Raw genomic sequence first — 24,049 nt, 5'->3', positions numbered from 1 at the left:
TTCGTAGACAGCAACCAGCCGAGCCGCCGGCGGGTTTTACGCGATGCATTCACTTTGGCTTTGGCGGCCTCGCCGTTGGCAAACCTCGCCAAGGCAGCAGACGAAAACGCTGAAGAAGGGCGTAGCCCGAAGCCCACGCCCACTGGAAGTTGAACCCGCCCAGATGCCCGGTCACGTCAAGCACTTCGCCGATGAAGTACAGCCCCGGGCTTTTCAGCGATTCCATGGTCTTGGACGACACTTCATTGGTGTTGACGCCACCCAAGGTCACCTCGGCGGTGCGATAGCCTTCGGTGCCCGCCGGCACGACTTTCCAGCTCGCCAGTTTTTCCGCGATATCGGCCAGTTCCGCGTGGGTGTACTGTTTCATCGGTTTGGACACGAACCAGTTGTCCGCCAACAGATTGGCCATCTTCTTGGTGAAGATTTCCCCGAGCAGGGTTTTCAGCTCGCTGTTGGGACGTTCGGCCTGTTGCTGTTGCAGCCAGTTTGGTACGTCGTGGTCGGGCATCAGGTTGATCTCGACGGTATCGCCGGATTCCCAGAATGACGAAATCTGCAAAATCGCCGGGCCGCTGAGGCCGCGGTGGGTGAACAGGATGTTCTCGCGGAAGCTCTGTTCATTGCAGCTCACCAGGCAATCCACCGACGTACCGGACAGCTCGGTGCACAAGGCCTTGAGCTGGTCGGTGATGGTGAACGGCACGAGACCGGCGCGGGTCGGCAGCAGCTCGTGGCCGAATTGCCTGGCGACCTGGTAGCCGAAACCGGTGGCGCCCAGGGTCGGGATCGACAGGCCGCCAGTGGCGATCACCAGCGATTCGCACGTTATCTGGTCAAGCGATGTGTCCAGCAAATAGCCCGTTTCGAGCTTCTCGATGGTCTGGATCGATGTGTCCAGATGCAGGTTGACGCCGACCTGGTCGCACTCATTCAGGAGCATTTCGAGGATGTCGCTGGATTTGTTATCGCAGAACAACTGGCCGAGTTTTTTCTCGTGGTACGGCACGCCATGCTTGGCCACCATGCCGATGAAATCCCATTGGGTGTAACGGGCCAGGGCGGATTTGCAGAAGTGCGCATTCTGCGAGAGGAAATTGCTCGGCTCTGTGTACATGTTGGTGAAATTGCAGCGACCACCGCCCGACATCAGGATTTTCTTGCCGGCCTTGTTGGCATGGTCGAGCAACAGCACCTTGCGCCCGCGCCCGGCGGCGGTCAGTGCACACATCAACCCTGCGGCGCCAGCGCCAATGATCACGACTTCGGTAGAGCGCAAAACGGTGTCCTCTAAATGTGTCACCACAAAAACTATTGTGGGAGCGAGCTTGCTCGCGATGAGGTCGGCACATTCAACATAGATGTTGTCTGACAGTCCGCCATCGCGAGCAAGCTCGCTCCCACAGGGATATGCGTCGTTCTTACAGGATACGAACGCGCAACGCACGGCCCTTGATCTTGCCGTCGTTCAGGCGCTGCAAGGCCTGCTTGGCGACGCCGCGCTCCACGGCCACATAGGCCTGGAAGTCGAAAATCGCGATCTTGCCGACCTGGGCACCGGGGATACCGGCGTCACCGGTCAGTGCGCCAAGAATGTCGCCCGGGCGAACCTTGTCCTTGCGGCCGGCAGCGATGCACAGGGTGCTCATCTGCGGCAGCAGCGGGCCACCACCCTTGGAGGTGAGGTTGTCCACCTGATCCCAGGTCAGCGGCGTCTTCTGCAATTGCTCGATGGCTTGTGCGCGCTGTGCTTCGGACGGCGCGACAAGGCTGATCGCGAGGCCTTTCTCACCGGCACGACCGGTACGGCCGACACGGTGGATGTGGATTTCCGAATCACGGGCCAATTCGACGTTGATCACCATGTCCAGGGAATCGATATCGAGGCCGCGCGCGGCCACGTCGGTCGCCACCAGCACCGAAGTACTGCGGTTGGCGAACATCGCCAGTACCTGGTCGCGGTCACGCTGTTCCAGATCGCCGTGCAGGCCGACGGCGGAAATGCCTTTGGCGGTCAGGTGGTCGACGGTTTCCTGAACCTGCTGCTTGGTGTAGCAGAAGGCCACGCAGGAGGCCGGGCGGAAGTGGCCAAGGACCTTGGTCACCGCACTCATGCGGTCGTCCGGGGAAATCTCGTAGAAGCGCTGCTCGATCTGCGTGTCGTCGTGGAACGCCTCGGCCTTCACTTGCTGCGGGTTACGCATGAACTTCGAGGCCAACTGCTTGATGCCTACCGGGTAGGTGGCGGAGAACAGCAGGGTCTGGCGACGCTCCGGGGCCTGCATGATGATTTCTTCGATGGAATCGTAGAAACCCATGTCGAGCATGCGGTCGGCTTCGTCGAGGATCAGGGTGTTGAGGCCGTGGAGTACCAGCGAGCCCTTGCGCAGGTGCTGCTGAATACGGCCCGGGGTGCCGACGATGATGTGCGCGCCGTGTTCCAGCGAAGCGATCTGCGGGCCGAGGGACACGCCGCCGCACAGGGTCAGGACCTTGATGTTGTCTTCGGCACGGGCCAGGCGACGGATTTCCTTGGCGACCTGGTCAGCCAGCTCGCGGGTCGGGCACAGGATCAGCGCCTGGCAACCGAAGTAACGCGGATTGATCGGGTTCAGCAGGCCGATGCCAAAGGCAGCGGTCTTGCCGCTGCCGGTCTTGGCCTGGGCGATCAGGTCCATCCCCTTGAGGATCACCGGCAAGCTTTGCGCCTGGATCGGCGTCATCTGGGCATAACCGAGGGAGTCGAGGTTAGCCAGCATGGCGGCGGACAGCGGCAAAGTATTAAATTCGGTGGCGATGGTGGTCACGGGACTGGCCTGCAAAACAAAATGTCGCGCAGTGTACCAGTCCGATGGCCATTCGCCCTAAGGTTCGATGTGCTCTTCCGGACGCTTGACGCGCCGTCCGTCTTCCCGGGAGAGCTGGGAAAAGATCGTTGCAGCCAGCATTGCCATGATTCCAACCGTCACGAACGTTAGTTGAAAGGCGCCCAAAACCGTCTCCACGCCGTCATTGCCGATCTCCGCCGTAAAGCCACCGAGCAATGCACCCGCGCAGGCCACGCCCAGGCTCAGGGACAATTGCGCGACCACCGACAGCAGGCTGTTGCCGCTGCTGGCGCTGGCGTCGTCGAGGTCGATCAGGGTCACGGTGTTCATCGCGGTGAACTGCAAGGAGTTGATCGCCCCGAGGATCGCCAGCAGGCACAGCAGCAGCCAGTACGGCGTCTGCTCACTGACCAGACCCATGCTCGCCAGCATGATCCCCAGCGCCAGGGTGTTGCCGGTGAGCACGATGCGATAACCCAAACGCTCGATCAGCGGCCGCGCGACCCACTTGGCGATCATCGCCGCCGCCGCCAGCGGCAACATGCTCATCCCGGCCTGGGATGGCGAATAGCCCAGCGCCACTTGCAACAGCAACGGCACCAGAAAGGGCAGGGCGCCGCTGCCGAGGCGGGCGAACAGGTTGCCGAGAATGCCCACGGCAAAGGTCCGGGTCTTGAACAGCGACGGCGCGAACAGCGGGTTGTCGATATGCCCGGCGCGCAGCCAGTACGCCGCCAGGCACGCCATGCCGCCGAACAGCAGCAACATCACCCGCAAATGCGGCAGGTGCAGTTCGCCCAGGCCTTCCATGGCGATGGTGATCAGAATCATCGCCGCGCCGAACAGCACGAAACCCAGGCTATCGAAACGGGTGCGCTCGGTGCCGCGAAGGTCGGGGATGAATTTCCACACGGCGTAGCAACCGACCAGACCCACTGGCAGGTTGATCAGGAAGATCCAGTGCCAGGTCAGGTATTGCACCATCCAGCCGCCCATGGTCGGGCCGATCAAGGGGCCGAGCAGCCCGGGAATGGTGATGAAGCCCATGATCCGCACCAGTTCCGAACGCGGGTAGGCGCGCAACACCACCAGCCGCCCGACCGGCAGCATCAACGCGCCGCCCAGGCCCTGGATCACCCGGGCACCGATCAGCATGCTCAGGCTGCTCGACAATGCGCAGAGCAGCGAGCCGAAGCTGAACAACAGAATCGCACTGAAAAAGATCTTTCGGGTGCCGAAGCGATCGGCGATCCAGCCCGAAGCCGGGATCAGCAAGGCGACGGTGAGCATGTAAGCGATGATCACACCCTGCATGCGTAATGGGTCTTCGGCCAAGTCGCGGGCCATGGCTGGCAGGGCAGTGTTGAGAATCGTCCCGTCGAGGGACTGCATGAAGAAGGCGATTGCGACGACCCACGGCACCCAACGGGCGGTGACAGCGTCGAGAGGTGGGCGGTTGGGCATGGGACCTCTTGTCAGTGTGAGCTTTACTCCGTTCCTGTAGGAGCGAGCTTGCTCGCGATGAATGTGAAGGCGATGCATTTTTCCAGGCAGCACGCGTCATCGTTCACGACCATCGCGAGCAAGCTCGCTCCTACAGGGGCATGCGTGTTTACAGTGTCAACGTTAGTCGGCTGACCAACGCCCCCGGCAACAACGCCGAAGCCGTCGCCCGCTGGCTATAGGTACTCGCCGACAACAGCAACTCCCGCTCCTCGGTCAACGCTTCCAGCTGCGAACCAAGCAGGCTGAAGGCGCTGTCATCGAAGCGCATGGTGCTGACCGGTGCCTGGATCTCGCCGTTCTCGACCCAGAACGTGGCAAAGCGGGTCATGCCGGTCAGGCGTGCGGCCGGTTGATCCGAGAAGTTCAGGTACCACAGGTTGCTGATGTACAGCCCTGTGCCCAGTTGCTTGAGGATCTCCGCGTCAGGCAATGCCCCGGCTTTCATGTTCAGCGCACTCGGTGATTCACCGCCGCTGGCGCCGTTGGCGGTCAAACCGTATTCGGCGGCGCTGCGCGAGCTGACCAGCTGTGCCCCGGCCTTGCCATCGACGATCAACCCCAGATCGCTGCGCGGATAACCCTCATCGGAAAACGCCGGGCTCAGCGAGCCGCTGACTTTTTCATCCAGCGAGATCAGCGGGCTGAACGCGCTGTCGCCACCGTAGAGCTTTTGCAGCGGGCTGCTTTTGCTGGCAATCGACTGTGCCGAGAAACCACCCCAGCACAGCATGCCCATGATTTCTTCCAGCGCCGCCGGTGCCAGGTAAGCGCGGTATTTGCCGGGCGCCAAAGTGCGTAGCGGCCGACCCAGAAACTCAAGCTGCTCGCGGGCTTGCTGGAAGCGTTTGGCAAAGCCTTCGCTGCTCCAGTCGTGCCCGGCGTAGCTGGCTTTCACGGCCTGGCCGTTCTCGTGGAACAGGCTGAAGTCGAAGTTGAAACTGTTGGCCTGATGCCAGCCGAAGGCGCCCGAAGAGCTGGCAAAGCCACGACTGATCGGGCCGGCAGCGTAGAAACCGACAAGATCCAGACCTTCGGCGGCCTGGGTGATTTGCGCGACCACCTGCTCGGTGTCCGGCAGCGGATGCGACTGTACGTTGTTGCTCTGCCAGCCGTTGTGGTTGAGCAGCAGGTACGGGTCCGGAGGCAATAGCGGCAGGGTTTCACGCAACTGTTGCAGACCTTCGCTCAGGCGCTGCGCATCCACCTGCGGATCGCCTGCCAGGGTGATGTGCAGGTCGGCATGCCGGCCTTCGTTGATCAGTTTCAGGCCGATACTCGCCTGCTGCACCTGACCGGCCTGACGCACCTTGGCGTGGTTGAAACGCACGAAGGCCGACGACTCGGCGGCGTAGCTGAGGGTGAACTGCTCGGGCTCGTGAAGCGCTGCACGCAGGCTGTTGACCAGCGCCCTGAACGACGCGGACTGGCTGTTTGAAGGATTCATCAGGCGTCTCCTCCGAATACATCAACGTTGCTGAACACACAGGCCGGTGACGCGTGGCCGACGCGGATCACCTGGTTCGGTTCGCCCTTGCCGCAGTTCGGTGTGCCGAGGACCTTGAGGGTACTGGCATCGCCGACGGCGCTGAGGCTTTTCCAGAACTGCGCGGAGATGCCCCTGTAATTGGGATTCTTCACCACGCCCTTGAGTTCGCCGTTTTCGATCAGTTGGCCCCATTCGCAGCCGAACTGGAATTTGTTGCGCGCATCGTCGATCGACCAGGAACGGTTGGTCGACATCAGCACGCCGTGTTCGATACCGCCGATCAGCTGTTCGATGGACTGATCACCGGGCTCGATGTTGAGGTTGGCCATGCGGTCGATCGGCGGGCGGTTCCAGCCGCAGGCGCGGCTGTTGGCGACGCCGTCCATGCCGGCCCGGAATTGCGACAGCGCACCACCCAGCGGGCGCAGCAACAGGCCTTCACGGATCAGGAACTGTTTGCTGGCGGGCGTGCCGTCGTCGTCATGGCCGTAGCTGGCGAGCTCCTCGGGGACGTCCGGGTCGAAGGTCACGTTGAGCAGGCCGGAACCGTATTGCAGGCGGCCGAAATCGCAGGCTTTGACGAAACTGGTGCCGGCGTAGTTGCGCTCGTCACCGAGGATGCGGTCCAGCTCCAGCGGGTGGCCGATGGACTCGTGGATTTGCAGCATCATCTGGTCGGGCATCAGCAGCAGGTCGCGCTTGCCTTGCGGGGTGTTCGGTGCCAGGAGCAATTGCAGGGCCTGATCGGCCACCTGGGCACCGGCACCGATCAGGCCGCAGCGGCTGATGACGTCCGCCGCGCCTTGCTGGCCGAAGTTCTCGCGGCCCAGGCTGCGGGTCTGGCTGTCGTTACCATCGTAGGCCGTGACGTCCAGGCCGGGGTAGACAAAGCGTTGGGCCTGGCGCAGTTCGGCACCGGCGCTGTTGAGGTAGATCTGCTCGACGTGGGTGATGCCGAGGCTGACCTGCCAGTTCACCAGGCGCTCGTCCTTGGGTACGGCGGCCGACTCGGTGCCAAGCAGTTGGTAGCAGTCGCTCAGGGACGGGAACGCCTGGTCGAGGTTGGGCGAAAAATAATCGGCGCGGTCGCTGGAAACAGCCTGCTCGCGCAGGTCCAGCAAGGCGTGGGGCTTGAGTCGACGGGCCTGGAGTTCGGCGCGTTCGAGGGCAGCTTGCAGGCCCTGTTGCGACAGGTCGTTGGTGGCCGCATAGGCCTCGACGCCATTGACCCGCACGGTCAGCATCGCCCCTTCGTCACGGCTCAGGCTTGGCGGTTCGGCGACGTTCTTGCGCACCGACAGGTACTGCCCGGATTCGCGCACATAACGCAGGGAAAAGAATTCAGCACCCGTGCGCAAGGCAGCGAAGCGCTGCTTGAGCTGGGGGTAGAAATCGAACATTCGTGAACCTCCTGGGTATGGAGTGGCGGTGGAGCGGTGCTGCGAGGGGAGGGGTGAAACGATTGCGTGGCGCTAGATTAGGCCTGCGAGGGGGGAGGATCAAGTTTGGATCTGTGGAGGAGGGATTACTGGGAGCTGTGTGTTGTTTGTTCGGGCGCCATCGTCGGAACGCCGCCCGGAGCAAGCTCGCTCCCACAGGGGGCTCGGTTGGATCACAAATCTGCAATCCAACCCGAAACCTGTGGGAGCGAGCTTGCTCGCGATAGGTTCGACGCGGTTTGTCGCCTTATGCAGTCTGGCTCAATTCCCGCACCGGCTTGCCCTTCACCGGCGCTTCACCCGCCACATAGTAAGTGGCGGTGCTGCGCGGCAACGGCTTGCGGCCACGGATCTTGTCGGCGATTTTCTCGGCCATCATGATCGTTGGTGCATTCAGGTTGCCGGTGGTGATGATCGGCATGATCGACGCATCGACCACACGCAAGCCTTGCATGCCATGCACGCGACCTTCGCCATCGACCACGGCCATTTCGTCGGTGCCCATCTTGCAGGAGCAGGACGGGTGGAACGCGGTTTCGGCGTGCTCGCGGATGAACTTGTCCAGTTGCTCATCGCTCTGCACGTCGATGCCCGGGCTGATCTCGCGACCACGGAAGGCGTCCAGTGCAGGCTGCTGCATGATTTCACGGGTCAGGCGGATGCCGTCGCGGAATTCTTGCCAGTCCTGTTCGGTGGCCATGTAGTTGAACAGGATGCTCGGGTGCTGGCGCGGGTCCTTGGACTTGGCCTGGATGCGACCGCGGCTTGGCGAACGCATGGAGCCCATGTGCGCCTGGAAGCCGTGCTCTTTCACACCGTTGCTGCCGTTGTAGTTAATCGCTACCGGCAGGAAGTGGTACTGGATGTTCGGCCATTCGAATTCCGGACGGGTGCGGATGAAACCGCCGGCTTCGAACTGATTGCTGGCGCCGATGCCGGTGCCGTTGAACAGCCATTCGGCACCGATGGCCGGCTGGTTGTGCAAGAGCAGCGACGGGTACAGCGAAACCGGTTGGGTGCAAGCGTATTGCAGGTACAGCTCAAGGTGATCCTGCAGGTTTTCACCGACGCCCGGCAGGTCGTGGACCACCGGAATATCGAGCTTGTTCAGCAACTCGGCCGGGCCGACGCCGGAGCGTTGCAGGATCTGCGGCGAAGCGATGGCGCCGGAGCACAGCAGCACTTCCTTGCGCGCCTTGACCTCAACGCGCTCTTCTGCGGCACCGACCAGGTAACGCACGCCGACTGCACGCTTGCCTTCGAACAGGATCTTGTCAGTCAGGGCGTGGGTGACGATGGTCAGGGTTGAACGTTTCTTGGCCACGTCCAGGTAGCCGCGGGCGGTGGAGGCACGACGACCCTCCGGCGTCACGGTGCGGTCCATCGGGCCGAAGCCTTCCTGCTGGTATCCGTTCAAGTCTTCGGTACGCGGGTAACCGGCCTGCACGCCGGCTTCAACCATGGCGTGGAACAGCGGGTTGTTGCCGGCTTTCGGCGTGGTCACGCTGACCGGGCCGTCGCCACCGTGGTAGTCGTTCGGGCCGATGTCGCGGGTTTCCGCTTTACGGAAGTACGGCAGGCAGTCCAGGTACGACCAGTCCTCAAGGCCTGGCAGTTTCGCCCAGCCGTCGTAGTCCATGGCGTTGCCGCGGATGTAGCACATGCCGTTGATCAGCGAAGAGCCACCCAGGCCCTTGCCGCGACCGCACTCCATGCGACGACCGTCCATATGTGGCTCAGGATCGGTTTCGTAGGCCCAGTTGTAGCGACGGCCTTGCAGCGGGAACGCCAGGGCGGCCGGCATTTGCGTGCGGAAGTCCAAGCGGTAGTCCGGGCCGCCCGCTTCGAGCAGCAGGACGGTGACGCCTGCGTCTTCGGTCAGACGGGTCGCCAGGGTGTTACCGGCCGAGCCGGCACCGATGATGATGTAGTCGAATTCTTGGGACATTGAATGCACCCTCTTTGATGTGGGTCAGGTCGAGCCTCGATGAGTGCTGCGCACTCAATCGCGAGCAAGCTCGCTCCTACAAGGGATCGGGGCTCCCACAGGTTTGGCGAACGACGCCAAACCTGTGGGAGCGGGCTTGCCCGCGAAGAGGCCCTCGCAGGCAATACAAGACTCGGGTCTTAGAACACCGAGACGTAATCGCCCAGCTCGACCTGTACCGATTTGATGCGGGTGAAATTGTTCAGCGAGCTGATGCCGTTCTCACGGCCGACACCCGACTGCTTATAGCCGCCAACCGGCATCTTCGCGTCGGACTCGCCCCAGGCGTTGATCCAGCAGATACCGGCTTCCAGTTGATGAATCACGCGGTGGGCGCGGTTCAGGTCCTTGGTGACGATACCGGCGGCCAGGCCGAAGTCGGTGTCGTTGGCGCGCCGGATCACTTCTTCTTCGGTTTCGTAGGTGAGGATCGCCATCACCGGGCCAAAGATTTCTTCACGGACGATGGTCATGTCGTCGGTGCAGTCGGTGAACACGGTCGGGGCCACGAAGGCACCTTTGGCGAATTCGCCGTCGGTCAGACGCTCGCCGCCGCACAGGACGCGGGCGCCTTCTTCCTTGCCCTTGGCGATGTAGCCCAGCACGCTTTCCATGTGCGCAAAGCTGACCAGCGGACCGAAGTTGGTGTTTTCGTCTTGCGGGTTGCCGATGCGGATGCGTGCAACGCGCTCAACGATCTTGGCTTCGAAAGCGGCTTTCAGGTGGGCCGGTACGAACACGCGAGTGCCGTTGGTGCAGACCTGGCCAGAGCTGTAGAAGTTGGCCATCATCGCGGTGTCGGCGGCGCGATCGAGGTCGGCGTCGTCGCAGATGATCAGCGGCGACTTGCCGCCCAGTTCCATGGTCACGTCCTTGAGCGACGAGGCCGAAGCGCTGGCCATGACTTTCTTGCCGGTGTCGGTGCCGCCGGTGAACGAGACTTTCTCGATGCGCGGGTGTTCGGTCAGCCAGGTGCCGACTTCGCGGCCGCTGCCAGTCAGGACGTTGAACACGCCGTTTGGCACGCCGGCTTCGGTGTAGATCTCGGCCAGTTTCAGGGTGGTCAGCGAGGTGACTTCACTTGGCTTGAAGATCATCGCGTTACCGGCCGCCAGGGCAGGTGCGGATTTCCACAGGGCGATCTGGATCGGGTAGTTCCACGCGCCGATACCGGCCACGATGCCCAGCGGCTCGCGACGGGTGTAGACGAACGAAGTGGTGCGCAGCGGAATCTGCTCGCCTTCGATGGCCGGTACCAGGCCTGCGTAGTACTCCAGCACGTCAGCGCCGGTGACGATGTCGACGTAGCGGGTTTCGGAGTAGGCCTTGCCGGTGTCCAGGGTTTCCAGGGCGGCCAGTTCGTCGTTGCGCTCGCGCAGGATTTCCACGGCGCGACGCAGGATGCGCGAACGCTCCATGGCGGTCATCGCGGCCCAGATTTTCTGGCCCTTTTCGGCGCTGACCACAGCGCGCTCGACGTCTTCCTTGGTCGCACGTTGTACTTTTGCGAGGACTTCACCGTTAGCCGGGTTGATGGCTTCGAAAGTGGCGTCGCTGCTGGCGTCGCTGTACGCACCATCGATGTAGAGTTTTTGCAGTTCGAAACGGGCCATAAAGTCCTCGCAAGAGCATTAAGTGGTTGGCACGGTCCGGTGGTTGAGCGTTTATGTGTGCTCTAACTCACCCGCTTGGCCAGTTGGATATCCATGTATTCGTAAGCAATCTGTTGCGCCTGCCCGGTGTCGAAAGCATCTCCCGACAGCGCGCCGCGCAACCACAAGCCGTCGATCAACGCTGCCAGGCCTCGGGCGGCGCTGCGCGCATCATTGAGCGGCAGCACGCGGCGGAACTGGCAGCACAGGTTGGAATACAGACGGTGATCGTTGATCCGCTGCAACCTGTGCAAAGACGGCTGGTGCATGCTGGTGGCCCAGAAGGCCAGCCAGGTTTTCATTGCCGGGCCATTGACCTGGCTAGCATCGAAGTTGCCCTCGATGATCACCTGCAGATGCGCCCTCGGGCTGTCATCTTTCAGCGCCTGTCGGCGCAGGGTGACGTTCTCGCTGAGGACGGTCATCAGGTACCCCATGGTGGCGGCAATCAGGCCGTTCTTGTCCTGAAAGTAGTGACTGATGATGCCATTCGAGACACCGGCCAAACGGGCGATCAGCGCAATGCTGGCGTCCCCCATGCCGACCTGATCGACGGCCTGCAAAGTGGCTTCGATCAATTGCTGGCGGCGGATGGGTTGCATACCGACCTTGGGCATCTTGCACATCTCCTTAGGCCTTCCGGTGGGCGTAGAACGGCTACCGGGTTGAGGCCAGTCTATTTTGTTTTGATTGAACGTTCAATCAACAAAGAATAAGATCTGCGACAAATCGTCGCTGCCTACAGATTTTTCCTACATGTAGCGGCGGAAAAAACGACTTCCGAAACTGCTCGAAACCTACGCGCTGCGGCGCTCCAGGGGTTTCGGGCTTTTTTCGGGCTGTCTTTATATCACCCGCCGGTCGGCTGCCCACTAACCGATTGGTCGGGTAACTCGTTTGTCTTGCGTTCTTCTCTCGCACTGCCCGGAGCATCTGTGCCATGAGTTCTGCCTCGCTAATAAAGACCCCACCCGAGAAGGTGACGGTCAACGGTTGGGTGTTCTACACCTCTACCGCGTTGATTCTGTTGTTGACCGCCATTCTGATCATCGCCCCGCAAGAGGCCGGCAGAATGCTGGGTACGGCGCAAGCCTGGTTGTCCCGCAGCTTCGGCTGGTACTACATGGTGGTGATTGCCGCCTACCTGATTTTTGTCGTCGGCCTGGCGTTTTCGTCCTACGGCAAACTCAAGCTCGGCAGCAAGGACGATACCCCGGACTTCAGCTACGGCGCCTGGGCGGGGATGCTGTTCTCGTCGGGTATCGGCATCTCGTTGCTGTACTTCGGCGCGTCGGAGCCGCTGGATCACTACTTCAACCCGCCGGAAGGCGTGGCCGGCAGCAACCTTGCCGCCCGTCAGGCCGTGCAGCTGACATTCCTGCACTGGGGCCTGCACGGCTGGGCGATTTACGCATTGGTCGGTCTGGCCGTTGCCTACTTTGCCTACCGGCATAACCAGCCGCTGGCGTTGCGTTCGGCGTTGTATCCGCTGGTGGGCGAGCGTTGGGTCAAGGGCGCGGCCGGGCATGCGGTGGACGGCTTCGGCATGTTCGTGACCCTGCTGGGGCTGGTGACGAACCTGGGGATTGGTTCGCTGCAAGTGTCGTCGGGGCTGGAAAACCTGTTCGGCATGGAACACAGCAACACCAACCTGCTGATCGTGATCATCGTGATGAGCACCGTGGCGACCATTGCCGCTGTGTCGGGCGTGGAAAACGGCATCCGTCGCCTGTCCAACCTCAACATCGTTCTGTTCAGTGGCCTGCTGATTTTCGTCCTGTTGTTCGGCCCGACCCTGCACCTGCTCAACGGCTTCGTACAGAACGTCGGTGACTACCTGAACGGCGTGGTGCTGAAGACTTTCGACCTCTATGTGTACGAAGGCGACAGTGAGAAGTCCGACCGCTGGCTGGGCCTGTGGACCCTGTTCTACTGGGCCTGGTGGATTTCCTGGGCGCCATTCGTGGGCATGTTCATCGCGCGTATTTCCCGTGGTCGTACCGTGCGCGAACTGGTCGCCGGCGTGCTGCTGATTCCGCTGGGCTTCACCCTGGCGTGGTTGTCGATCTTCGGTAACTCGGCCCTGGACCTGGTGATGAACCACGGGGCGGTAGAACTCGGGAAGACGGCGCTGGAACAGCCGTCCATGGCGATCTACCAGTTGCTGGAGCATTACCCGGCGTCGAAGGTGGTGATCGGCGTGTCGATCTTCGTTGGTTTCGTGCTGTTCCTGACCCCGGCGGACTCCGGTGCGGTGATGATGGCCAACCTGTCCTGCAAGGGTGGCACCGTCGATGAAGACGCTCCGCACTGGTTGCGGATCTTCTGGTCGGCGGTGATCACCCTGGTGACCATCGGCCTGCTGTTCGCCGGCAACTTCGAAGCCATGCAAACCATGGTGGTGCTGGCCGGTCTGCCGTTCTCGGTGGTGCTGGTGTTCTTCATGTTCGGCTTGCACAAGGCCATGCGCCAGGACGTGCAGATCGAACAGGAGCAAGCGGAACTGGCGGCACGCGGTCGCCGTGGTTTCAGCGAGCGCTTGACCCAGCTGGACCTGCAACCGAGCCAGTCGGTGGTGCAGCGTTTCATGGACAAGCACGTCAGCCCGGCACTGGAAGATGCCGCCGTGCAAATGCGTGCTCAAGGTCTGCAAGTGCAGACGCTGCTGGGCAAGTCCAAGCGCTGCATGGGCCTGCGCACCGAGATGGAAGAGGGTAATCCGTTTGTCTACGAAGTGAGTCTGGACGGTTACCTGGCCACGCCAACCGAATCGGCTCAGTCCGATGAGGCACGTCAGCGTTACTACCGTGCCGAGGTGTATCTGCACAACGGCAGCCAGGACTACGACTTGATGGGCTTCACCCAGGATCAGATCACCCGTGACGTGCTCGATCAGTTTGAAAGCCATCGGCAGCTCCTTGGCCGGGTTTATAGCTAAGAAGTGAGTGGCGCGGTGTATCAGTTGCACCGCGTCGCCGCTTGAAAAGATCGCAGCCTTCGGCAGCTCCTACGCCGAATGCATTCCCCTGTAGGAGCTGCCGAAGGTTCGGGCCGCGTTCGGACGATCTTTTGATCTTTCTACAAACAAAAACGCCGCGATTCTCTCGCGGCGTTTTTGTGTCTGTTGCCTTATTTACCCCAGGTTCTTGCCGAGCAGTGCGTGATACAGCTCGCTGTCGCCAAGAATCCCCACCACCTTGTTGTTGTCATGCAGCACCAGCTTGTTGCCGGTCTGATAACGAATCTGCAGCGCATCGCGCATGCCGATGTTCGAGTCCACCAGGGTTGGTCGACGACCCAGGCCTTCAACGGCCTGACCCGGTACCCAGTTCTGCAAGTCCAGGGCAGATCCGTTCTGGCGAGCGCCCTTGATGGTGTTGCCTTCGGCCAGGTCCAGCCACGAATCGCCACCCGGATCGAGGCATACCGAACCGTTGATGCGTTTGCAGTTGTCCAGGGTACGCATCAGGCTGCGACCGCACAGTACGTTCAGCGGGTTGGTGTGAGCCACGAAGGTCCGCACGTAGTCGTCCGCAGGGTTGAGGACGATTTCTTCCGGCTTGCTGTACTGGATGATCCGGCCGTCTTTCATGATCGCGATACGGCTGCCGAGTTTCAGCGCTTCATCAAGGTCGTGGCTCACGAAGACGATGGTCTTGTGCAGCTTGCGTTGCAGTTCCAGCAGTTCGTCTTGCAGGCCCTGGCGGATCAGCGGGTCGAGTGCCGAGAACGGTTCGTCCATCAGCAGAATGTCGGCGTCCATCGCCAGTGCGCGGGCCAGGCCCACGCGTTGTTGCATACCACCGGACAGCTCGTTGGGTTTCTTGTTGCGCCACTGGGTCAGGCCCACCAGCTCAAGCTTGTCGTCCACCAGTTTGCGGCGTTCTTTCTCGGGGCGACCCTGCATTTCCAGGCCAAAGCTGATGTTTTCGCGAACGGTCAACCAGGGCATCAGGGCGAACTTCTGGAACACCATCGCAATGCGCTTGGTGCGCATCATTTTCAGTTCTGCCGGCGTGCACGAGGCAATGTCGATCTGCTTGCCTTCGTGCTCGACGAACAGCTTGCCGCGGCTGACGGTGTTGAGGCCGTTGATGCAGCGCAACAGGCTGGACTTGCCGGAGCCGGACAGACCCATCAGTACGCAGATTTCACCTTTTTCGATATCCAGGCTGGCCTTTTCAACGCCGACAATCTGCCCGGTCTTTTTCAGGATCTCGTTGCGGGTCATGCCTTGATCCAGCAGCTTGAGTGCCTCGCGTGGATCCTTGGAGAAGATAACGTCAACGTTATCGAAGCGAATTATGCTCATGCGTCACCCCCTACTTTGGCGTCGGGTTGTTTGCAGATACGGTCGAGCATGATCGCCAGCAGTACGATCGCCAGGCCTGCTTCGAAGCCCAGGGCGATATCAGCGGTGTTCAGTGCGTTGACCACCGGTTTGCCCAGGCCATCGGCGCCCACCAGTGCTGCGATCACCACCATCGACAACGACAGCATGATGCACTGGGTGATACCGGCCGCGATGCTTGGCATGGCGTGGGGCAGTTCGATCCGCGAGAGCAGCTGACGTCGCGAGCAGCCAAAGGCCTTGCCGGCGTCCATCAATTCTTCCGGAACATCGCGGATACCCAGGTAGGTCAGGCGGATGGGCGCGGCAATCGCGAACACCACCGTGGAGATCAGGCCCGGGACCACACCCAGCCCGAAGAGGGTGAGGGTAGGAATGAGGTACACGAAGGTCGGTACGGTCTGCATCAGATCGAGTACCGGACGCATTAAAGTATAGAACATCGGCTTGTGCGCGGCGACGATGCCCAGCGGCACGCCGATGACCACGCAGACCAGGGTGGCGAACAGCACCTGGGCGAGGGTTTCCATGGTCTCCTGCCAGTACCCCAGATTGAGGATCAGCAGAAAGGAGGCAACGACAAACGCGGTCAGACCCCATTTGCGTTGAATGTAGTGTGCCAGTAGTGCGATTAGGCCGATCAGTGCCAGCGGGTTGAACCAGGTCAGCGCAAACGTCACGCCGTGGATCATCGTTTCCAGTGTCACGGCGATTGCGTCGAAGGTGCTGGCGCCGTGTTGCGTCAACCATTCAACGAAGCGCGCGATGTACTGGCCTAGGGGTATTTTCTGATCAATCAGCATGGTAGTGAACGTCCGCATGCAAGGAAATAAACAGCCCGGGCAGGCGAACCTGCCCGGCATAAGCGATTACTGCAGTTTGGCTTTCACGGCCTCCAGGCCAGGTTTACCGTCAATGGTGGTCACGCCAGCGAGCCAGGTATCGAGCACCTGTGGATTCTTTTTCAGCCAGGCCTTGGCGGCCGCGTCAGGCTTCATCTTGTCGTCCAGGATGTTGCCCATCAGTTCACTTTCCATGTCGACGGTGAACTCCAGGTTCTTCAGCAACTGACCAACGTTGCCGCACTCCTGCGCGTAACCCTTGCGGGTGTTGGTCGCCACGGTGGCGGCACCGAAGTCCGGGCCGAAGAAGTCATCACCACCGGTCAGGTATTGAATCTTGAAGCGCTTGTTCATCGGGTGCGGCGCCCAGCCCAGGAACACCACGGCGGTGTCGCGTTTCTGTGCGCGGTCGACCTGCGACAGCATGCCGGCTTCGGAGGATTCGACGACTTTGAAACCGGCGGCCTTCAGGCCGAAGGCATCTTTGTCGATCATGCTCTGGATCAGACGATTGCCGTCGTTGCCAGGCTCGATGCCGTAGATCTTGCCATCGAGCTCTTTCTTGAACTTGGCGATATCGGCGAAGTCATGCAGGCCCTTGTCGTACAGCGCCTGAGGGACGGCGAGGGTGTACTTGGCGCCCTTGAGGTTGGTGCGCAAGGTTTCCACGGTGCCGGCATCGCGGTAGGCCTTGATGTCGTTTTCCATGGTCGGCATCCAGTTGCCCAGGAACACGTCCATGTTCTTGCCGTCGGCCAGGGACTTGTAGGTCACGGGTACGGAAATCATGGTGGTCTTGGTCTTGTAGCCGAGGGCGTTGAGCACGACGCTGGTGGTCGCGGTAGTTGCGGTGATGTCGGTCCAGCCGACATCGGAGAAGTTTACGGTACTGCATTGTGCCGGTTCTGCGGCTTGCGCCAGAACCGGCAGACTAAGCATGGCGGCCAACAACAACGACGGGGAACCTTTCATGGATGGACTCCTTGGTGTTTTTTTTGGCAGTGTTCCGACTGGACCACCGCACTTATAGGTTGCGGTTGGATGGCGTTCTGGAGACAGCTCTACCACGTCGCCTTGCAATCGAGTCGATATGATCATGTACCAGTGAAAATCTGACGCCTACAGGGTGCGTCGTATCCAGTACAGGGATGGTCGCATCCAGTGTCGGTGACGTCGTTTACAGATTTTTTCAGCCCGATTTTCCCCTCTGAACCGCAAAAAAACGGCGAAAACACAGCGTAAAAGACACGCGGCGCTGGTGGGCATGAGTGCGTCGGTTAGAGACGTCGAACAACTGGATAAAAGCTTGATGATGCGGTCATCCCGGCGGATTGCAGCTTGAGCGTAGCAGCTCCGTCACCGTGCGCTTTCGCGTGCGCAGTGGGCCTATCCAGGAGTTCGGCAGTAATGGCTATCAGTGTTTTCGACCTGTTCAAAATCGGCATCGGCCCTTCCAGTTCACACACCGTAGGGCCCATGCGGGCGGCGGCGTTGTTTGTGCAGGGCTTGCGCGAGCGCGGGCTGCTTGAGCAGGTGCGACGTGTTGAAGTCCAGCTGTTCGGCTCGTTGTCGGCCACCGGTATCGGCCACGGCAGTGACAACGCGGTGATCATGGGCCTGATGGGCGAGTGGCCGGATGCGATCGATCCGTCGCAAATCGGCATACGTATTCAGGCCCTTCGCGAGACCGATACGCTGCTGCTCGACAGTCGCTTGCCGGTGCCCTTCATCTGGGCCCGGGACATGCGCCTGATCGACGAGAACCTGCCATTCCACCCCAACGCCATGACCCTGATTGTCGAGGGCGTTGACGGCGAGTTGCATCGCGACACCTACTATTCGGTCGGCGGCGGTTTTGTCGTCGATGAGGCACAGGCCTCCAGCGGTGTCGTCGACCTCGACCGCACCGTGTTGCCATATGACTTTTCCAGCGCTGCCGAGCTGCTGGAACTGTGTAAAAAACATAACCTGCGCGTGGCTGAATTAATGATGGCTAACGAGAGGGTGTGGCGCAGCGAGGACGAAATCCGCAGCGGCCTGATGAAGCTCTGGCGCGCCATGCAGGATTGCGTTGAACAGGGCCTCAAACACGAAGGCATCCTGCCCGGCGGCCTGAACGTGCGCCGTCGTGCGGCCAAGCTGCACCGCAGCTTGCAGGAATTGAACAAACCCAATGTGATCGGCTCGACCTTGAGTGCCATGGAGTGGGTCAACCTGTTCGCCCTGGCGGTCAACGAAGAAAACGCCGCCGGCGGGCGCATGGTTACGGCACCGACCAACGGCGCCGCGGGGATCATTCCGGCAGTGCTGCACTACTTCATGAAATTCAGCGAAGCGGTGACCGACGCCAATGTCGTCGATTACTTCCTCGGCGCGGCGGCGGTGGGAATCCTGTGCAAGAAGAACGCCTCGATCTCCGGTGCCGAAGTCGGCTGCCAGGGCGAAGTCGGTTCGGCCTGCGCCATGGCGGCGGCCGGACTGGCGGAAATCCTTGGCGCCACGCCAGAGCAATTGTGCAACGCGGCGGAGATCGGTCTGGAACACAACCTCGGCCTGACCTGCGACCCGGTGGGTGGACTGGTCCAGGTGCCGTGCATCGAGCGCAATGCGATTGCCGCGGTAAAAGCGATCAATGCCGCGCAAATGGCATTGCGCGGTGATGGCCAGCACTTTATTTCGCTGGATCGGGTGATCCGCACCATGCGCGATACCGGTGCCGACATGCATGACAAATATAAAGAGACATCGCGGGGTGGCTTGGCGGTTAGCGCGGTGGAGTGCTGAGACCGAGTCGCCTTCATCGCGAGCAAGCTCGCTCCCACAGGTTTTGCGGCGGTCACAAAAATTGTGTTCACCTCAATCCCTGTGGGAGCGAGCTTGCTCGCGATAGCGCCAGACCAGTCAAAACTGCGCGCTAAGTGAACACCTGCTCGAAAACGCGCCACCTTTTAGCGCGTCGCTCTCAGATAAATCGCCTTGCCACTGGTCGAGAGCCAACCAGCCTTCGACCGCCCGTCACCCGTGCCTGCGGTGACACTCCTTACCGACGCGGCGCAACGCCGTTCCCACAAGTGCTACCGAATTGCTCACAGCTTGTGGGCCGGGGCGCTTGCCAGTCCTGATGGCCATTTAAATCCCCCTGCCTTGCAAGACATATATAGACACATTCCGACGTCGTTTTTAGGAGTTATTGAACGCGCATTCAAATTTAGGCATGGCAATTGCTCTGTCATTACAAAGCCCGTCTCCCACGCGAGAACGATGGCAATAAAAAGAGCCTCCGCCTGAGGCCATCACCCGCTTTGTGTGAGGAGATACCGCGATGACGACGTTCAACTCCGGGGCCCAACCCCAGAACCGTGCGCCTCAATCCATCGGCTTTCTGCTGCTGGACAATTTCACGCTGATTTCTCTGGCCTCCGCAGTGGAACCCCTGCGCATGGCCAACCAGTTGTCCGGTCGCGAGCTGTATCGCTGGACCACCCTCACCGTCGATGGCGGCCAGGTCTGGGCCAGTGACGGCCTGCAGATCACCCCCGACGCTTCCATGCACAAAGCCCCGCCAATGGACACCGTCATCGTGTGCGGCGGTATTGGCATCCAGCGCACTGTTACCCGCGAACACGTGTCATGGCTGCAAAGCCAGGCCCGCCAGTCCCGCCGCCTCGGCGCGGTGTGCACCGGCAGTTGGGCCCTGGCCTGCGCCGGCCTGCTCGACGGGTTTGATTGCAGCGTGCACTGGGAATGTCTGGCGGCGATGCAGGAAGCTTTCCCGCGTGTAGCGATGAGCACTCGCTTGTTCACCCTCGACCGTAACCGTTTCACCAGCTCCGGCGGTACCGCGCCGCTGGACATGATGCTGCACCTGATCAGCCGCGATCACGGTCGTGAGCTGTCGGCGGCCATTTCGGAAATGTTCGTCTACGAGCGTATCCGCAACGAACAGGATCACCAGCGTGTGCCGCTCAAGCACATGCTCGGCACCAACCAGCCGAAGTTGCAGGAAATCGTCGCGTTGATGGAAGCCAACCTCGAAGAGCCGATCGACCTGGACGAACTGGCGGTGTATGTCGCGGTGTCCCGTCGTCAGCTCGAACGCCTGTTCCAGAAATACCTGCACTGTTCGCCGTCGCGTTACTACCTGAAACTGCGCCTGATCCGCGCGCGCCAGCTGCTCAAGCAAACGCCGATGTCGATCATCGAAGTGGCGTCGGTATGCGGTTTCGTATCCACGCCGCACTTCTCCAAGTGCTACCGCGAATACTTCGGCATTCCGCCGCGTGACGAGCGCGTAGGGTCCAACACTACCCAGCAAGTGGCGATGATGCCGCTGCCGCAAGCGCTGGTGCTGTCGCCGTTGTCCGGGCCGTTGTCGGCGCTGAGCCAGGCGCGCAATGAGTCGACGTTTGCCAGTGTAAGGCTCTAAACCGAGGCGTCATTAAAAGATCGTCCGAACGCGGCCCGAGCCTTCGGACGATCTTTTGATTTTCTGTCAGCCGCGATGGCTTTGCTGGTACTCCGACAACGCCGGCAGCAATTGTTTGTCGATGGCCTGGCGCACTGCCGGCAGGATCGTCGCGCTGCTGGTGTACATTTCCTTGACCATCTTGCGAAGTTCATACGCCCGAGCATCGTCCAAGCCCCTTACCACGCACTCGCAAGCCTGCTCGGCGGTGGCTCCACTGGGCACGTTGAACCCCAATGACTTGAGCTGGCCCAACAGGTCTTCCTGGTCTATCAAATCGGCGTGCATCATGACGCAATCCTTCTTCAGGGAACGGTGTCGTGGTTCGATTCTGGTGGGGGTGCCGGGTGTCGGCAAGGGCGAATTGTCGCAATGGCAGCATTGGCTATGAACAGGTCGTTTTCGGGCAACTTACCGGCCAAGGGAGGGGGCACACTGGACTCAGCTCGCTTCACGAAGGTTTGGTCACCCTCGCACGGCAGCTCCTCAACAGTACCCTCTGCCTCGATCCTGTCACGGCTTGATCGGGGCTTTTTTTGGTCGGTTGAAAAGCAAAAGATCGCAGCCTTCGGCAGCTCCTACAGAGATCGTGTTTCAACTGTAGGAGCTGCCGAAGGCTGCGATCTTTTAGTGATTTAACGCTGCAACACCAGAATCCGCGACAACAACTCATCCCGGTCAACATAGCAACCCTGGAAATGCCGCGCCCCGGTGGCCGGGTCGAAGGCGTTGCGGGCATGCAGGGTGCGGCGGTTGTCGAAGCACCACAGCTCCCCGGGATTGAGCCGCTGCATCAACCTGAATCGAGGCTCGCGGGTCATCGCGATAAAGCGCCGGTAGGCGCGATAGAGCCTGGGCATCTGTTCCACCGACGCATCGAACGGTCCGCGCAGAAAGTTCGCCATGCGGATTTCCGACACCTGCCCCAACGCATCCAGGGCAATGATCGGCGCGAGACAGCGGTAGTCGCTGTGGCGGTCCTTGTTGCGAAACTCTACGGGGATTTCGCAGAGGCTTTTGAAGGATTCGGGGTCTTCCCTGCGCAAGGCGTCGGCGATGGCAAAACCGTCGACAAAAATGCTCTCGCCACCCTCGGCGTCATTGACCAGGCAATGCAAAAATTGCAGCCCCGGTTGCAACTCCCGGGTCGGCAAATCGCTGTGCAGCGGCAGGTTGAACGCGGTATAGGCGTTGCTGTCGGCGTCGGCCTTGGATTGCACGTTGAACAGCACGCCGAAATTGCTCTCGCGGATGAAGGAAATGCGTTGGGCAATCAACTTCAACGAGCCGGGCTCGGTCGGTACACCACGGACCTGGGTAAGCCCGACATCGCGCACCGCCAACAACCATTGCAACAAGGCGCCGGAGTCGTTCATCAGCGCCTGGTATTCGAACACTGGCAACTGCAAGTCGCTGTGCCAAAGCCAGGCTTTCGGCTTGCGTGCCTGGCGTTCGGCACGGGATTCGTCGTCATAGGCATGGGCACGCAGCCAGCCGGGACCAAAACGGCTGCAGTGGCCATCCTGCCAGTCCACCGACAGGCAACCTTCGGTGTCGATGTGCACTTGGTCAGGCATCAGGTCTTGAGCGACATCGACGATTTCCAGCACTTGCTCGCGGGTCACGGTGTAGACGCACTGTGGGCACGGGCAATTGTCCCGCAGCCATTGATGGTGGAAAGGGCTGACGCGATTGTCGGCCCACTTCACCAGAACATGGTCCGCCAGAGTCTGCACGCCAGTCAGCGCGCTGATCAACGGATAGGTACGAAAGTCGGCAAATGCAGCGGCGGTGTTCATGGCGATCTCCTTGTTATTTTTTTGGAGGTAATGCGATCACTCGGCCAATGTACTCGGGCGTTGGCAGGTCCGCCTGTTCGGCGACGATGGCTTGCAACCGGCTCAAGGACAGTTCGCTGAACGGTGCCGAACGCGGCCCGGCGAGATCCACGTGCAGCAGCATCTGTTCGTTGCCGGCAAGTTCCTGGGCATCACCGACCAGATGCAGGCTGTGATAGAGGTGCACGCGCTTGCTGTCGTGGGCAATGATTTGGGTGTGCACTTCGACCTGGGCGTCGAGCTTCACTTCGTGCAGGTAATTGAGGTGCAGTTCGAGGGTGAACAGCGAGTTGCCGCTGGCCTCGCGGCTGTTGCTGTCCAGGTCCAGGCGATCCATCAGCGCATCGGTGGCGTAGCTGAAAATCAGCAGGTAGAAGGCGTCGCGCAGGTGGCCGTTGTAGTCGACCCAGTCGGGGATGATGGTGGTTTGGTAGGTGGTGAGGGTGGGCATGGTTTCTGATCCAATTTGTGTGGTGACTGGACTGCCGCTATCGCGAGCAAGCTCGCTCCCACAGTGATTTGCAGTGTGAATACAATCTATGTCACTCAGCAGATCCCCTGTGGGAGCGAGCTTGCTCGCGATGGGGCCAGTGCTGCTGGCCCCACAGCCTGGGCTTATTCGCTGAAAGCCATCCCATGCTTCTCTTTGGTGGTCTTCACCGCCTCCAGCACCGCCAGCAGGCAGTCATCACGATAGCGCTCCAGCGCCGAAATGCTGTGTTTGCCCAGTTGATCGCTGGTGCCATCGACCACGTCGTCGATCAGTTTGTCGGTCAGCTCCGGCGCCGGCAGGTAGGTCCACGGCAATTGCAACGCCGGGCCGAACTGCGCCATGAAGTGGCGCATGCCGGCATCGCCACCGGCCAGGGTGTAAGTCAGGAACGTGCCCATGAACGACCAGCGCAAACCGGCGCCGAAGCGGATGGCATCGTCGATTTCACCGGTAGTCGCCACACCGTCGTTGACCAGGTGCAGTGCCTCACGCCACAGCGCCTCGAGCAGACGGTCGGCGATGAAGCCCGGTACTTCCTTGCGCACGTGCAGCGGGCGCATCCCCAAGGATTCATAGACTTTCATCGCGGCTTGCACCGCTTCAGGGGCGGTGTTTTTGCCGCCGACCACTTCCACCAACGGCAGCAGGTAAACCGGGTTGAACGGGTGACCGACCACGCAACGCTCAGGGTGCGTGGCACTCTCGTAGAACTCGCTCGGCAGCAGGCCGGAGGTGCTGGAACCGATCAAGGCATTGGGCTTGGCTGCGGCGCTGATTTTGCTGTGCAGGTCCAGTTTCAGCTCCAGTCGCTCCGGGGCGCTCTCCTGGATGAAATCGGCATCGCGCACGCACTCTTCGATGGTCGCGACAAAGCGCAGGCGATCCTGCGATGCTCCCGGCGCCAGGCCTTGTTTCTCCAGCGCGCCCCAGGCATTGGCGACGCGTTTGCGCAAGGCGGCTTCGGCGCCGGGGGCCGGGTCCCAGGCCACTACATCCAGACCATGGGCGAGGGCACGGGACACCCAACCGCTGCCGATGACACCGCTGCCTAACGCTGCGAAGGTTTTGATTTCGGTGATGAAGGTCATGGTGACGTCCTAAAAAGTACGGCGAGCCCTGTAGGAGCTGCCGCAGGCTGCGATCTTTTGACCTTGTTTTTTAC

General features: G+C 60.9%; 18 protein-coding genes. 3 read left to right on the top strand and 15 right to left on the bottom strand.

Features of this window, described 5'->3' with window-relative positions:
* Positions 1–49: 49 nt before the first annotated feature.
* The 8 genes from AC1DXW_RS27810 to betI form a co-directional block, all read right to left on the bottom strand.
* Complete coding sequence (locus tag AC1DXW_RS27810) at positions 50–1,279, bottom strand: BaiN/RdsA family NAD(P)/FAD-dependent oxidoreductase (RefSeq protein ID WP_477760726.1); 1,230 nt, start codon at positions 1,277–1,279, stop codon at positions 50–52.
* 142 nt (positions 1,280–1,421) lie between these two features.
* Complete coding sequence (dbpA, locus tag AC1DXW_RS27805; RefSeq protein ID WP_477752507.1) at positions 1,422–2,759, bottom strand: ATP-dependent RNA helicase DbpA; 1,338 nt, start codon at positions 2,757–2,759, stop codon at positions 1,422–1,424.
* A 105-nt stretch (positions 2,760–2,864) separates the two neighbouring features.
* The gene (mdtD, locus tag AC1DXW_RS27800) at positions 2,865–4,292 is read right to left on the bottom strand and encodes a multidrug transporter subunit MdtD (protein WP_477752453.1); all 1,428 of its coding nucleotides are present in this window, start codon (positions 4,290–4,292) and stop codon (positions 2,865–2,867) included.
* 148 nt (positions 4,293–4,440) lie between these two features.
* A complete protein-coding gene (locus tag AC1DXW_RS27795; protein WP_477752452.1) occupies positions 4,441–5,778 on the bottom strand; it encodes a TldD/PmbA family protein in 1,338 nt (445 codons plus the stop codon).
* On the bottom strand, positions 5,778–7,220 hold the full coding sequence (locus AC1DXW_RS27790; protein ID WP_477752451.1) for a TldD/PmbA family protein: 1,443 nt from the start codon (positions 7,218–7,220) through the stop codon (positions 5,778–5,780). The genes AC1DXW_RS27795 and AC1DXW_RS27790 overlap by 1 nt, the downstream gene beginning before the upstream one ends.
* A 286-nt stretch (positions 7,221–7,506) precedes the next feature.
* Positions 7,507–9,207 carry a choline dehydrogenase gene (gene betA, locus AC1DXW_RS27785; protein WP_477760725.1) on the bottom strand — a complete coding sequence of 567 codons (1,701 nt, stop codon included), beginning with the start codon at positions 9,205–9,207 and terminating at the stop codon, positions 7,507–7,509.
* Positions 9,208–9,386: 179 nt separating this feature from the next.
* Positions 9,387–10,859, bottom strand: a complete 1,473-nt coding sequence (betB, locus tag AC1DXW_RS27780; protein WP_477752449.1) for a betaine-aldehyde dehydrogenase — start codon at positions 10,857–10,859, stop codon at positions 9,387–9,389.
* Positions 10,860–10,921: 62 nt separating this feature from the next.
* On the bottom strand, positions 10,922–11,515 hold the full coding sequence (betI, locus tag AC1DXW_RS27775; RefSeq protein WP_477752448.1) for a transcriptional regulator BetI: 594 nt from the start codon (positions 11,513–11,515) through the stop codon (positions 10,922–10,924).
* A 380-nt stretch (positions 11,516–11,895) separates the two neighbouring features.
* Here betI and AC1DXW_RS27770 point away from each other — a divergent pair, with 380 nt between their 5' ends.
* Positions 11,896–13,836 (top strand): BCCT family transporter, encoded by a 1,941-nt coding sequence (locus AC1DXW_RS27770; protein ID WP_477760727.1) that lies wholly within the window; start codon positions 11,896–11,898, stop codon positions 13,834–13,836.
* Between the two features lie 195 nt (positions 13,837–14,031).
* On the opposite strand, the gene choV is transcribed toward AC1DXW_RS27770, so the two are convergent.
* The 3 genes from choV to AC1DXW_RS27755 form a co-directional block, all read right to left on the bottom strand.
* The gene (gene choV, locus AC1DXW_RS27765; RefSeq protein WP_477760724.1) at positions 14,032–15,210 is read right to left on the bottom strand and encodes a choline ABC transporter ATP-binding protein; all 1,179 of its coding nucleotides are present in this window, start codon (positions 15,208–15,210) and stop codon (positions 14,032–14,034) included.
* The gene (gene choW, locus AC1DXW_RS27760; RefSeq protein WP_477752446.1) at positions 15,207–16,052 is read right to left on the bottom strand and encodes a choline ABC transporter permease subunit; all 846 of its coding nucleotides are present in this window, start codon (positions 16,050–16,052) and stop codon (positions 15,207–15,209) included. Before choW ends, choV begins: the two co-directional genes overlap by 4 nt.
* 66 nt (positions 16,053–16,118) lie before the next feature.
* Complete coding sequence (locus tag AC1DXW_RS27755; RefSeq protein ID WP_046039346.1) at positions 16,119–17,063, bottom strand: choline ABC transporter substrate-binding protein; 945 nt, start codon at positions 17,061–17,063, stop codon at positions 16,119–16,121.
* A gap of 435 nt (positions 17,064–17,498) precedes the next feature.
* On the opposite strand from AC1DXW_RS27755, the gene AC1DXW_RS27750 reads away from it, so the two are divergent.
* Positions 17,499–18,875 (top strand): L-serine ammonia-lyase, encoded by a 1,377-nt coding sequence (locus tag AC1DXW_RS27750; RefSeq protein WP_477760723.1) that lies wholly within the window; start codon positions 17,499–17,501, stop codon positions 18,873–18,875.
* A gap of 538 nt (positions 18,876–19,413) precedes the next feature.
* On the top strand, positions 19,414–20,517 hold the full coding sequence (gene gbdR / locus AC1DXW_RS27745) for a choline metabolism transcriptional regulator GbdR (protein ID WP_007975492.1): 1,104 nt from the start codon (positions 19,414–19,416) through the stop codon (positions 20,515–20,517).
* Between the two features lie 66 nt (positions 20,518–20,583).
* On the opposite strand, the gene AC1DXW_RS27740 is transcribed toward gbdR, so the two are convergent.
* From AC1DXW_RS27740 to AC1DXW_RS27725, 4 genes are all read right to left on the bottom strand, one after another.
* Positions 20,584–20,847, bottom strand: coding sequence for a hypothetical protein (locus AC1DXW_RS27740; protein ID WP_223456790.1), 264 nt, complete (start codon positions 20,845–20,847; stop codon positions 20,584–20,586).
* A gap of 344 nt (positions 20,848–21,191) precedes the next feature.
* Entirely contained in the window at positions 21,192–22,355 is a 1,164-nt protein-coding gene (locus AC1DXW_RS27735) for a gamma-butyrobetaine dioxygenase (RefSeq protein WP_477756049.1), read from the bottom strand.
* Positions 22,356–22,368: 13 nt separating this feature from the next.
* Positions 22,369–22,845, bottom strand: coding sequence for a thioesterase family protein (locus tag AC1DXW_RS27730; protein WP_477756050.1), 477 nt, complete (start codon positions 22,843–22,845; stop codon positions 22,369–22,371).
* A gap of 164 nt (positions 22,846–23,009) precedes the next feature.
* Complete coding sequence (locus AC1DXW_RS27725; protein WP_046039357.1) at positions 23,010–23,975, bottom strand: L-carnitine dehydrogenase; 966 nt, start codon at positions 23,973–23,975, stop codon at positions 23,010–23,012.
* Positions 23,976–24,049: the final 74 nt, after the last annotated feature.

This window comes from Pseudomonas sp. P4_C4 (assembly GCF_056402055.1).
This window is presented reverse-complemented; position numbering and strand designations above follow the sequence as displayed.